The sequence below is a fragment of the Bradyrhizobium cosmicum genome (assembly GCF_007290395.2).
Classification (GTDB): Bacteria; Pseudomonadota; Alphaproteobacteria; order Rhizobiales; family Xanthobacteraceae; genus Bradyrhizobium; species Bradyrhizobium cosmicum.
Genome location: NZ_CP041656.2, coordinates 2,527,429 through 2,538,703 on the forward strand (window position 1 = coordinate 2,527,429; position 11,275 = coordinate 2,538,703).

11 protein-coding genes are annotated in these 11,275 nt (G+C 66.0%); 7 read left to right on the plus strand and 4 right to left on the minus strand.

The window, feature by feature from the left end:
- Window positions 1-43: 43 nt before the first annotated feature.
- Window positions 44-1,027, plus strand: coding sequence for a threonine/serine dehydratase (locus FNV92_RS11875; RefSeq protein ID WP_041748185.1), 984 nt, complete (start codon window positions 44-46; stop codon window positions 1,025-1,027).
- Window positions 1,028-1,100: 73 nt separating this feature from the next.
- On the opposite strand, the gene FNV92_RS11880 is transcribed toward FNV92_RS11875, so the two are convergent.
- The gene (locus FNV92_RS11880) at window positions 1,101-2,909 is read right to left on the minus strand and encodes a caspase family protein (protein WP_168213250.1); all 1,809 of its coding nucleotides are present in this window, start codon (window positions 2,907-2,909) and stop codon (window positions 1,101-1,103) included.
- A 186-nt stretch (window positions 2,910-3,095) separates the two neighbouring features.
- Here FNV92_RS11880 and FNV92_RS11885 point away from each other — a divergent pair, with 186 nt between their 5' ends.
- Window positions 3,096-3,539, plus strand: a complete 444-nt coding sequence (locus FNV92_RS11885; protein ID WP_143840826.1) for an RbsD/FucU family protein — start codon at window positions 3,096-3,098, stop codon at window positions 3,537-3,539.
- Here the strand turns inward: FNV92_RS11885 and FNV92_RS11890 are convergent.
- The gene (locus tag FNV92_RS11890) at window positions 3,532-3,915 is read right to left on the minus strand and encodes a VOC family protein (protein ID WP_143840825.1); all 384 of its coding nucleotides are present in this window, start codon (window positions 3,913-3,915) and stop codon (window positions 3,532-3,534) included. The two genes, FNV92_RS11885 and FNV92_RS11890, sit on opposite strands and share 8 nt — an antisense overlap.
- Before the next feature lie 128 nt (window positions 3,916-4,043).
- Between FNV92_RS11890 and FNV92_RS11895 the strand changes: the two genes are divergently transcribed.
- Window positions 4,044-4,403 (plus strand): hypothetical protein, encoded by a 360-nt coding sequence (locus tag FNV92_RS11895; protein ID WP_143840824.1) that lies wholly within the window; start codon window positions 4,044-4,046, stop codon window positions 4,401-4,403.
- Between the two features lie 215 nt (window positions 4,404-4,618).
- Here FNV92_RS11895 and FNV92_RS11900 read toward each other — a convergent pair whose 3' ends face one another.
- The gene (locus FNV92_RS11900) at window positions 4,619-6,010 is read right to left on the minus strand and encodes a hypothetical protein (protein WP_168213249.1); all 1,392 of its coding nucleotides are present in this window, start codon (window positions 6,008-6,010) and stop codon (window positions 4,619-4,621) included.
- A gap of 75 nt (window positions 6,011-6,085) precedes the next feature.
- On the opposite strand from FNV92_RS11900, the gene FNV92_RS11905 reads away from it, so the two are divergent.
- Window positions 6,086-7,282 carry an MFS transporter gene (locus FNV92_RS11905; RefSeq protein ID WP_143840822.1) on the plus strand — a complete coding sequence of 399 codons (1,197 nt, stop codon included), beginning with the start codon at window positions 6,086-6,088 and terminating at the stop codon, window positions 7,280-7,282.
- On the opposite strand, the gene dgcA is transcribed toward FNV92_RS11905, so the two are convergent.
- On the minus strand, window positions 7,252-8,247 hold the full coding sequence (gene dgcA, locus FNV92_RS11910) for an N-acetyl-D-Glu racemase DgcA (protein ID WP_143840821.1): 996 nt from the start codon (window positions 8,245-8,247) through the stop codon (window positions 7,252-7,254). The genes FNV92_RS11905 and dgcA overlap by 31 nt on opposite strands.
- A 134-nt stretch (window positions 8,248-8,381) precedes the next feature.
- Between dgcA and FNV92_RS11915 the strand changes: the two genes are divergently transcribed.
- From FNV92_RS11915 to FNV92_RS11925, 3 genes are read left to right on the plus strand one after another with little or no spacing between them, the layout of a single operon-like run.
- Window positions 8,382-9,515: an MlaE family ABC transporter permease gene (locus tag FNV92_RS11915; RefSeq protein ID WP_015684904.1), complete on the plus strand. Its 1,134-nt coding sequence runs from the start codon at window positions 8,382-8,384 to the stop codon at window positions 9,513-9,515.
- Between the two features lie 2 nt (window positions 9,516-9,517).
- On the plus strand, window positions 9,518-10,282 hold the full coding sequence (locus tag FNV92_RS11920) for an ABC transporter ATP-binding protein (RefSeq protein ID WP_015684905.1): 765 nt from the start codon (window positions 9,518-9,520) through the stop codon (window positions 10,280-10,282).
- A 16-nt stretch (window positions 10,283-10,298) separates the two neighbouring features.
- A complete protein-coding gene (locus tag FNV92_RS11925; RefSeq protein WP_143840820.1) occupies window positions 10,299-11,180 on the plus strand; it encodes an MlaD family protein in 882 nt (293 codons plus the stop codon).
- Window positions 11,181-11,275: the final 95 nt, after the last annotated feature.

Below are 11,275 nucleotides of genomic sequence, written 5' to 3' on the forward strand. Positions count from 1 at the left end.
GAGGTGTCTTCCCAGCCGTCATTGGCCGAGATACAAATTGCTGATGACAGAACAGCCCCTTCCGGTCAGCTCTGCTGACATCGATGCCGCAGCGCGCGTGATTGCGCCTTTTGCCATCCGCACCCCGCTGCTGTCCTTTCCCGTGCTCAACGAGCGCGTCGGCGCCAAGGTCTTCCTGAAGCCGGAGATGCTCCAGCGCACCGGCTCCTTCAAGTTCCGCGGCGCCTTCAACAAGGTCGCCTCGATCCCGCAGGACCAGCGCGCCGGCGGTGTCGTCGCGTTCTCCTCCGGCAACCACGCCCAGGGCGTGGCGGCGGCGGCGAAGATCCTCGATATGCAAGCCACCATCGTGATGCCCGCGGACGCGCCGCTGTCGAAGCGCGAGCGCACCAAGTCCTATGGCGCCGAGGTCGTGCTGTACGACCGCTACAATGACGACCGCGAAGCGATCTCGCGCGGGATCGCCGAGAAGCGCGGCGCGACGCTGGTTAGGCCCTATGACGATCCGTTCGTGATCGCAGGGCAGGGCACCGCCGGCCGCGAGATCGCGGAAGACATGGCGGCGCTCGGCCTCAGCCCCGACATCGTGGTGGCACCGGCCTCCGGCGGCGGCCTGATCGCAGGCGTCGCAACGGCGGTGAAGGCGCGCTATCCACTGGCCGAAATCGTGGTGGCCGAGCCCGAGGCGTTCGACGATCACGGACTGTCGCTGACCGCAGGCCATCGCGAGCCGCATGCGCCCGCGGGCCGCACCATCTGCGATGCGCTGATGGCGCTGATCCCCGGCGAGATGACGTTTGCGATCAACAGCAAGCTGCTTGCGCGCGGCGTGACCGCCTCGGACAAGGAAGTCGGCGCGGCGGTGGCGTTCGCCTATCGCGAGCTGAAGCTCGTGGTCGAGCCCGGCGGCGCGGTGGGCCTTGCCGCGCTGCTTGCGGGACGTCTCGACGTGGCCGGCAAGAACGTCGTCATCGTGCTGTCCGGCGGCAATGTCGATGCGGATTTGTTTTCCGAGCTGGTGGCCTGATCTTCTGAGATTTTGACATGAAGAAGGGGCAGAGCGTCGCCGCTCTGCCCCTTTATCGTGCGCCTTCAAGCGATCAGTGCATGAAGCTCCGGCGATTGTTGCCGCCGCCGTTATTGCCCTGCGACTGGTTCATCGACTGGCGGAAGTTGTTGCCGCCATTGTTGACGATCCGATTGGTCGTGTTGAGCTGCGGGCGGGTGTTCTGCTGGTTGTTCTGAACCTGCACCTTGTTGACCGGGTTGTTGTCGATCCTCGCGCCGTTGTTGACGCGGATCGGGTGGTTCTGCGTCTGGACGTTGACCGGCTTCGGATCGACGGTTGGGCCGCCCTTGCCGACATTCACCGGCATACTCACGATCTTGCCAGGAGTGCCGCTCGTAGTGCCGGCATTGTTGCTGCCGCCATTCTGCGTGTTGTTGGTCGCAGGCAGCGTCACGATCTTGCCGATGCCGCCCTTGGTGTTGGTCGTGTTGGTCGGCGCGGGCAGGGTGACGATCTTGCCCGGGGTCTGCAATGGCGTGCCGTTCTGCTGGTTGTTGCCGGAGGGCAGGTTGACGATCTGGCCACCATTGCCGAGCTTGCCGATGCCGTTATTGTCGCCGGGTTTCTGCACCACCGGCAGGTTGCCGATGATCTGGCCGCCACCATTACCCTGCTGCGGCAGGTACTTCGGCTGGCCGAGATTGCCGATCTTGAAGGTCGGGGTGATGCTCTGCGGCGCCAGGAACTTGGTCGCCTGCATCAACGGGATCTGCTTCGGCTGGGCTTCGAGCTTCAACGCGACTTGCGCATAGGGGGTGTTGCCGTAGCTTTCGTAGAAGCTCTTGTAGCCGAGCGGCGAGTTCGCGAGCACCGCCTTGTGCCAAGCCTGCGTGAGCTGGAGGTTGTTGAGCAGCCAGCGGACGTGGTCGCACAGCGGGTCGTGCGGATACATCTGGATGAACTCCTGATAGTATTCGGGGCGACCCTCGGACACGACGTAGTCATAGGCCTGGCGCGTCGAGCGGCTCGGCAGGTTGGAGGCCATCTGCACCACCGGCGCATTCACCGGCGCGCGCGCGGCGGCAACCGCGGTGTCGCCGAAGAAGGTGAAGTCGGACGTCAGCGACGAGCTCTCCCACGGGATCTGCGCGCCGAGCGTGGTCTGGTTCACCTGAAGGCGCACCCGCTTGAACAGCTGCTCGATCGGCACGTTGGGTTCGCGCGCGACGTTCAGGAAGGCCTGCGTGTAGGGGCTGTGGCCGCCGGTGCCGTCCTGCGCCTCGGCGCCCGGCGCGGTCGAATAGCCGACGATCGAACCGTTCGGCGCGTCGACGATGGCGAGGCCGCGCCCGGCGTCGTTGACGTCAGGGAACGGATTGTTGCGGCAGGCGTCGAGGATGACGATGCGCATCCGGCTCGGGATCGTCTCCAGCGTCGACATCACGTCGACCAGACGCACCGAGTTGTTGACGAGCTCGGTCGGGTTCGAGACCTTGGCGTCGACGGGAACCAGGTAATTCTCGCCGGCGAGCTGCACGCCGTGACCGGCGTAGTAGACCATCGCCACCGTGTTCGGGCCGCGCGCGGACACCTTGGCCGAAAAATCCTGGACCACGCGAAGCATGTCGTTCTGGCCGAGATCGGTCGCGGCGACCACTTCGAAACCGGCGGAGTTCAGGAACTGCGCCATCGACTGCGCGTCATTGTCGGGATTGGAGAGCTGCGGCGCGTTCTGGTAGTTGGAGTTGCCGATCACCAGCGCCACGCGCTGCTCCGGGCCTTGCAGCGCGGCGGGGGCAGGCTGGACCGGAGCGACTTGCGCGGAGGCAGGACCGCAGGCGAAGCCGAACAGGCTTCCCAGCAGGCTGGCCGTCATCAGGAAGGGCTTTAGGCGGAACATGGCGTGCTCCTCTGGCACTGATCTCGATGCGAGATTGGTTGCAAGCAAGCTAGGCCGCGTTCGAGCGCATGGTCCGTGATCGCGGTCACCATGAGCGGCTGCGTGATCTGAATCACGCCTGGAACCTGCTATGGTGAATGGCCGGTTGTCGCCGGCCAACGAACGCCCTCGAGGGAATGCCGTCACATGCTGAAATCGATCGATCCGATCCTCACGCCCGATCTACTGTGGCTGCTGGCCTCGATGGGCCATGGCGACGATCTCGTTTTCGTCGACGCCAATCACCCGGCGACGCGCATCGCGCAGAGCACGACATCGCAGCGCCTGATCCAGCTGCCGGGCATCAGCATGGAGACCGCGATCCGCGCCATCATGTCGGTCTACCCGCTCGACGATTTCGATCCCGATCCGGTGCGCGTGATGATGCCGGTCGACGATCCCGAGCGCGTGCCCGACGTGCAGCGCGCGGTGCTCGCGGAGATCGAACGCGCTGCCGGTCGCTCTGTCACTCCCGGCAAGCTCGCGCGCCCGGATTTCTATCGCGCTGCTGCGGTGGGGTTTGGCGTCGTGCAGGTCGGTGACAGCAGGGGTTACGGTTGCTTCCTGATCCGCAAGGGCGTCATCAGCTAGAGGCCGTCATCAGCGCGGACGGCCAGCCGATGCGGACGAGAAGACCGTCGGGACCGTTGATTCCGACCTCATACATCCCCCATTCGCGGTGGCGCAGCACGCCGCCGGGCCGGATGATCATATCGTCTACGCGCGCGGCGATGGCCTCGACATCGGGGGTGCGAATGAAGATGCCAAACGGATTGTGCTCCGGCACCTGCCACGGGCCGTCACCGGCTTGCGTCAGATGCACCTCGCATCCCCAGCCCCTCATGATGACGTAGCCAGCGTCGCCGCCCGCGCTCGCAAAACCGAGCCGCTCCCAGAACGGAAGCGCGGCCGCGAGATCGTTGCTGGGAACGATGGCGAAAGCGCCGATGTGCGGGGGTTCAGGCATTCGTTGTTCCGGACATGCAGGGTGGTTTTCTGCAAGCTTATCGACAGAGGCCGATGAGTCGAAGCGGCAAAAGGGCTCGCACCTGAATTTGAGTGGCCTTCTCGTATCTGCCTGTTTATGGTCGATCCATGTCGCGCCTTATGTGTCTATTCGTTGCCGTCGTCCTGTCGCTGCTGCCGGCCGTCGCGCCCGCTGCGTCAATCCAGAAACGCCCCAAGCAGGCCTTTCATGGCTACGGCTTCCTGCCGGGCTATCGCCAGCCGCTGAGCAACAGCATTCCGCTCTACAAGCAGAAGGAGGCGATGCGCCGCATGTCGCGCAGCGACCGCCGCCACTGGTACATCGATCCGGTTCCGCAATATTACGGCTGGGATGGCGAGTGGCGCTATTTCGGCCGTCCCGGCTTCGGCGGCGGCCGCTACAATGGCGGCAGCTTCGGCCCGTGCTGGACGCGGACGCCGATCGGCGCGGTGTGGAATTGCGGGTGACGGGCTGATCGCACCGTCGGTACGGTGAAGCGAAAGCCAGCGCCGTATATCGGCCTCGTGCCCCGGACGCAGCGCAGCGCTTCCTCAGCGATGCGCTGCTCAGCCGGGGCCCATACTGCAGAGAAATTCGCCGCCCGCTGGGTCCCGGCTCTGCGCAGCAACGCTGAGGGCGTTGCAGCGCGTCCGGGACACGAGAGCGAGTGCGCAACGCCGCTTTACGAGAAGAACGCGATCTTCTCGGCCTGGGTCATGCGGCGGATCGGCGCGAGCGGATCGTTGGCCGCGCGGGGCTTCTGCAACATGCCGCTGGCGAGGATGCTGGCGCCGAGCGAGGGCTCGGGCAAGGATTCGGACAAGGGCGAGGGCATCGGCAGCGTCGCGCCCAGCGATGCTCCGAATGTTGCCGAGGCTGCCATCGGCATGGCCGGCTGCTCCATCACTTCGGCCGCGGCCTCCGCGATGGCGTTGGTGAGGCGCGCCAGCGATTCCATCGCGATCGGCGCTTCCTCTATGGGCTGCTCCACGATCGGTGCGGCGACGGGCTCCGGCGCGATCGGTTCTGCAAGCTCCGCTGCGACCGGCGCAGCAACTTCTGCAACCACCGGCTCCGGAACGGCCGCTGCCATCTCGACCGGTTCGATGATCTCGTCGAACTCGGGATCGGGCGCGGCCATCTCCAGCGCGATGGCCTCGAGCACGGCCTCGTCCTCCGCCTCCGCAGCGGCATCGAGCGCGAACGCGTCGGTTGCTTGCGCGAAGGCGGCGGGCTCGGGGGCCGGCTCCTCGAGCGCGGCGCTGTCGAATGCAACCTCGCTCTCGGCGACGATCGCCGACGCCACGGCGGCGTCCAAAGGGGCGTCCACGGCCTGCTCGGCGATCGCGAACGCTTCAGCAGTGTCGGCTGCTTCCGGCCTCGAAGCCTCGTCGATATGCTGAGGCGTCTCCGTAAAAGCCACGGGTGCTTCGCTCGCCATCGCGGCAGGCGCGGCCTCGACAGGCGCAGCCGGAGTCACAGGCGCTTCCTGCACCGGGGCGGGACGTGCTGCGGCCGCTTGCGGCGCTGTGTCGCCGTCCGCATCAAGCTGTCCGACCCGATCCCTGAGCAGATCGAATGCGGCCTTGAGCTCGACGCGGGGGTCGATCGTCGAAATCTGCGCGGAGGCGGCTTCGATCGAGGCGAGCTGCGAATCGATGAGGTCGCAGATTCGCCCGTCGGCGCCGATCTCGCGCCAGCGCCAGGAAATCTCCTTGATGATGCGCACGCCGCGCGGGATCGCGGCGAGGCTGGCCTCCATCACCGCGGGATCGAACGCCGCGATCGCAGCCGTCTCTGCCTCGTGGACCGCGCGGCGGATCTCGACCAGCGCTGCGGGCAGGCGGTCCTCGACGACAGGTTGTCGCTGTGCCGCAAGGGTTTCTTCGATTTTCGCGACCGCATCAAGCACCATGCGGGTGTCCGCATTGCGGTTGCGCTTGGCGTATTCGCCGAGGAACCAGCGGCCGCGCGCCGTCTCCAGGAAGGCTTCGCGGATCGCGTCGTAATCCTGCTCGTTCGGCTCGGCCGCGCGGGCAGACATAGGCGAGAGGGCGAATGCTTCGTTGGCCATGTCAATCTCGTCGCGCAAATCACTGCGCGTTACTGTAACGATCACCACGATATCGACCGAATCGCAATTGGTTTGATGCCGCCCGAATCACAAATCCCCATCGCTGCATCCGTGAAGCGGCGATTCGCCGTGAGCCTCGCCCTGTTCTACTCGGCCGTGTTCGCGGTGTCAGGCACGCATCTGCCGTTCTTCCCGGTCTGGCTGAAGGCGATCGGCATCGACGCCTCCTGGATCGGCCTCATCAACGCGCTGCCCGCGATCACGCGCTTCACCACGCTGCCGCAGGTCACCGCCTTTGCCGAAAAGCGACAGGCGATTCGCAGCGCCATGATGCTGTCGGTGCTTGCAACGGCGATCGGGTTTACGGTCGTCGGGTTGCAGCAGCAACCATTGGCGCTGTTCCTGATCTATGCGCTGACCTGCATGATGTGGACGCCCACGATGCCGCTCACCGACGCCTATGCGCTACGCGGCGTCGCTCGCTACGGGCTCGATTACGGACCCTTGAGGCTGTGGGGCTCGGCGGCGTTCGCCGCCGGCTCGCTCGCCTGCGGTTATCTCGTCGACCACATCGCGGCGCGCGATCTGATCTGGGTCATCGTGGCATGGGCCGTCGTCGCGGTCGCGGCCAGCCTGCTGCTTCAGCCGCTCGACGATGCCAGGCGCAGGACGACGGAGATGCCGGCCGGCAAGACGCTGCTGCGCGACGCCGGTTTCTGGGCGGTGATCGCCTCGGCCGCGCTGATCCAGGGCAGCCACGTCGCTTACTACACGTTTTCGGCCATCAACTGGCAGCTCCATGGTCTCGGCGGGCTGACCATCGCGGGACTGTGGACGCTGGGCGTGATCGCCGAGATCGTCGTGTTTGCGCTGTCGCCGCGCTTCTCGCTGCATCCGTCCACGCTGATCGCGATCGGCGGGCTGAGCGCCGTGCTGCGCTGGATCGTCACCGCCAACGAACCGCCGCTCGCGCTGCTCGCGATCGTGCAGCTCGGCCATGGCCTCACCTTCGGCATGACCATCGTCGGCACCATGAGCCTGCTGGTGCAGCGCGTGCCGTCGCATCAGATCGCGCGGGGGCAGGGCTACTACGCCGCATGCAACGGGCTGCTCGGCGCGGCGACCTCGATCGCCTCAGGCGCGATCTACGCCCGCATCGGCGATGGCCTCTATTACGTCATGGCCGCGATGGCCGCTTCCGGCGCGCTTGTGATCTGGTTGGCGCGGCACCGGCTGAACGCTCATCCCCACAGCGAAGCATCGGGCGGATAGACCAGGCTGTCGTCGTAGCGCAGCGCGTGATCGCGATCGCGCGCCAGCAGCAGCGGGCCGTCGAGATCGACGAAGCGCGCCTGCGGCGTCACCAGCATGGCGGGGGCCATCGACAACGATGTCGCGACCATGCAGCCGATCATGATCTCGAAACCGAGCGCCTGGGCCGCATCGGCCATCGCCAGCGCTTCGGTGAGGCCGCCGGTCTTGTCGAGCTTGATGTTCACGGCGTCGTAGCGTTCGCGCAAGGGTGCCAGCGACTGGCGATCGTGCACGCTCTCGTCGGCGCAGACCACCAGCGGCCGCCTGATCCGTGCCAGCGCGTCGTCCTTGCCTGCCGGTAACGGCTGCTCAACGAGGGTGACGCCGACGGCGTCGCAGGCGGCGAGGTTCTGTTCCAGATTGGCCTCGGTCCAGGCCTCGTTGGCATCCACGATCAGCTCGGATTCGGGGGCGGCGTTGCGGACCGCCGCGATCCGCTCCGGATCGCCGTCGCCGCCGAGCTTGATCTTTAGCAGCGGCCGGTGCGCCGCCTTGGCGGTCGCCGCCGCCATGGCCTCGGGCGTGCCTAGCGAGATCGTGTAGGCGGTGGTGCGCTCGCCCGGAATCGGGCGGTCCAGCAGGTTCCAGGCCCGCAGGCCGGCCGCCTTGGCCTCAAGATCGATCAGGGCGCAGTCCAGCGCGTTACGGGCCGCGCCTGGCGGCATGGCCGCTTGCAGAGCCTGTCGGGTGATACCGCCTGCCAGGGTCGCCTGCATGGCCTCGATCGCCGCGAGGGTCGCCTCCGGCGTCTCGCCATAGCGGGGATAGGGCACGCATTCGCCGCGGCCGACGAGGCCGTTCCGGCTCACTTCGGCCACAACAGTGACGGCTTCTGTCTTGGCGCCCCGGCTGATGGTGAAACTGCCGGCGATGGGAAAGCGCTCGATTCGCACCCGGAGTGCCGGAACTTTGCTGGAAGTCATTTTGAACTCTGGCGAAATCTGAACCTGCTAGTTACGTGTAGCAACTAACATTAACCAGTTGGGGATAGCTTCTCTGGGTAAGGGCGTGTGTGCAACCATCTGATTTTCTCCGCCCCGGCACGGGAGCGGACATCTTGACGGGCGATCCGAAGCTGGAACGGATTGCGAAAGGCAACGCGCTGGCCCTCTGCGCCACCGGAACCTGGACCGCGAGTTTCGCGCCGGTCCTGGAGCGGATGGTAGCCGACGCGGAGAAGCTTGCCGGCGGTTCGCAGAATATCTTCATCGACGTCTCCGAGGTCGCCAAGCTCGATACGTTCGGCGCCTGGCTGATCGAGCGGTTGCGCCGCAGCCTGACCCAGGGCGCCGTCGAGGCGCAGATCGCGGGTCTCTCCGCCAATTATTCGAGCCTGGTCGACGAGGTGCGCCGGGTCCGGGCGACGCCCGTCATCGACCGCAGCAACATCACCATCACCGGCATGCTCGAGCAGATCGGCCGCGCCGTGGCCGGCGTCGGCGGGACCGTGGCGGGCCTGATCGACATGCTCGGCGCGGTGCTGGCCGCCGGTGCGCGCACCCTGATCCACCCTGGTTCGTTCCGCCTGACCTCGACGGTGCATCACCTCGAGCAGGTCTGCTGGCGTGCCGTCCCGATCGTGGTACTGATCACCTTCCTGATCGGTTGCATCATCGCGCAACAAGGCATCTTCCATTTCCGCCGCTTCGGCGCCGATCTCTTCGTCGTCGACATGCTCGGCGTACTGGTGCTCCGCGAGATCGGCGTGCTGCTGGTCGCCATCATGGTCGCGGGCCGCTCGGGCAGCGCCTACACGGCCGAGCTCGGCTCGATGAAGATGCGCGAGGAGATCGACGCGCTGCGCACCATGGGTTTCGACCCGATCGAGGTGCTGGTGCTGCCGCGCATGCTGGCCCTGGTGCTGGCGCTGCCGATCCTGGCGTTCCTCGGCGCGATGGCCGCGCTCTATGGCGGCGGTCTCGTCGCCTGGCTCTACGGCGGCGTTCAGCCCGAGGCGTTCCTGCTGCGGCTCCGCGACGCCATCTCGATCGATCATTTCATCGTCGGCATCGTCAAGGCGCCGGTCATGGCCGCCGTGATCGGCATCGTTGCCTGCGTCGAGGGACTGGCCGTGCAGGGCAGCGCGGAATCGCTCGGGCAGCACACGACGTCGTCCGTCGTGAAAGGCATCTTCTTCGTCATCGTCATGGACGGCGTGTTCGCCATCTTCTTCGCCGCGATCGGGATGTAGAGATGCCTCCCGAGAATCCCATCATCCGCGTCCGCGACATCACCGTGCAGTTCGGCGCGACGCGCGTGCTCGACGGCCTCAATCTCGACGTCAAGCGCGGCGAGATCCTCGGCTTCGTCGGCCCTTCCGGTGCGGGCAAGTCGGTGCTGACGCGCACCATCATCGGCCTCGTGCCGAAGATTGCCGGCAGCATCGAGGTGTTCGGCGTCGACCTCGATTCCTCCAACACATCGCAGCGCCGCCAAGTCGAGCGTCGCTGGGGCGTGCTGTTCCAGCAAGGCGCGCTGTTCTCTTCGCTGACCGTGCGGCAGAACATCCAGTTTCCGATGCGCGAATACTTGCGCGTCTCGCAGCGGCTGATGGACGAGATCACCATGGCCAAGCTGACCATGGTCGGCCTCAAGCCCGAGGTCGCCGACCGTTTTCCCTCGGAACTATCCGGCGGCATGATCAAGCGCGTCGCGCTCGCACGTGCGCTGTCGCTCGATCCGGACCTCGTGTTCCTGGACGAGCCGACCTCGGGCCTCGATCCGATCGGCGCCGGCGACTTCGACGAACTGGTGCGGACGCTGCAACGAACTTTGGGGCTGACCGTTTTCATGGTAACGCACGACCTCGACAGCCTTTACACAGCATGTGACCGCATCGCCGTTTTAGGGAACGGTAAGATCATTGCGGCAGGGTCGATGGCCGACATGCAGGCCTCGCAGCATCCCTGGCTGAGGCAATATTTCCATGGCAAGCGCGCTCGCGCGGTGATGGGCTGAGGTGCCGGAGTAGCTGATGGAAACGCGGGCGAATTACGTACTGATCGGATCGTTCACGCTGGCGGTGATCGCCGCGGCGATCGGCTTCGTGCTGTGGTTCCAGTCGCTGCACACCACCAAGCAGCGCAGCCCCTTGCGGGTCGTGTTCGAGGGCCCGGCAGCGGGCCTGCGCAACGGCGGCAGCGTCAACTTCAACGGTATCCGGGTGGGCGAGGTGGTCTCGGTTAAGCTGGACAACCCGCGGCGGGTTGTCGCACTCGCCATGGTCGAGAATAACGCCCCGATCCGCAAGGACACCCTGGTCGGCCTCGAATTTCAGGGCCTGACGGGCGTGGCTGCAATCTCGCTCAAGGGCGGCGAGGAGGCGGCTCCCCCGCCGCCGCTCGACGAGGACGGCATCCCGACGCTGACGGCCGATCCCAACAAGCTCCAGGACGTCACCGAGGCGATCCGCGGCACGCTGCAGAACATCAACAAGATCGTCGCCGACAACCAGGAATCGGTGAAGAACTCGCTCAAGAACCTCGAGACCTTCACCAACTCTCTCGCCCGCAACTCCGAGAAGATCGACGGCGTGATGGCCAAGGTCGACGGCGTCGTGCTCAAGGCCGACAGCCTCATGCTCGGCCTCAACACGCTGGCCGGCGGCAAGGACGGCGGCGAGCTGTTCCAGGCGGTGAAGTCGATCCGCGAACTCGCCGACGATTTCGACAAGCGCTCCGGTGCCCTGATGACCGACGGCCGCCGCACCCTCGGTGACATCAGCCGTGCCGTGAACAATTTCGACCGCAACCCGACCCGCGTGTTGTTCGGCGCCAGCAACAGCGCACCAGCCGCCGCTCCGCCGCCACCGTCCGAGCCGCCGAGGCCGGCGGCGCCAGAGCGCAGGCGGCAGTAGGCGTTTCGTCCGCGTATCTTTCCACTCGTCATTGCGAGCGCAGCGAAGCAATCCAGACTCTCTCCACGGGGGACAGTCTGGATCGCTTCGTCGCA

Excerpts from the sequence above, each read along its gene's own strand:
- FNV92_RS11875 (WP_041748185.1), top strand. The coding sequence starts at position 44 with ATGACAGAACAGCCCCTTCCGGTCAGCTCTGCTGACATCGATGCCGCA.
- FNV92_RS11880 (WP_168213250.1), bottom strand. The coding sequence starts at position 2,909 with ATGTTCCGCCTAAAGCCCTTCCTGATGACGGCCAGCCTGCTGGGAAGC.
- FNV92_RS11885 (WP_143840826.1), top strand. The coding sequence starts at position 3,096 with ATGCTGAAATCGATCGATCCGATCCTCACGCCCGATCTACTGTGGCTG.
- FNV92_RS11890 (WP_143840825.1), bottom strand. The coding sequence starts at position 3,915 with ATGCCTGAACCCCCGCACATCGGCGCTTTCGCCATCGTTCCCAGCAAC.
- FNV92_RS11895 (WP_143840824.1), top strand. The coding sequence starts at position 4,044 with ATGTCGCGCCTTATGTGTCTATTCGTTGCCGTCGTCCTGTCGCTGCTG.
- FNV92_RS11900 (WP_168213249.1), bottom strand. The coding sequence starts at position 6,010 with ATGGCCAACGAAGCATTCGCCCTCTCGCCTATGTCTGCCCGCGCGGCC.
- FNV92_RS11905 (WP_143840822.1), top strand. The coding sequence starts at position 6,086 with ATGCCGCCCGAATCACAAATCCCCATCGCTGCATCCGTGAAGCGGCGA.
- dgcA (WP_143840821.1), bottom strand. The coding sequence starts at position 8,247 with ATGACTTCCAGCAAAGTTCCGGCACTCCGGGTGCGAATCGAGCGCTTT.
- FNV92_RS11920 (WP_015684905.1), top strand. The coding sequence starts at position 9,518 with ATGCCTCCCGAGAATCCCATCATCCGCGTCCGCGACATCACCGTGCAG.
- FNV92_RS11925 (WP_143840820.1), top strand. The coding sequence starts at position 10,299 with ATGGAAACGCGGGCGAATTACGTACTGATCGGATCGTTCACGCTGGCG.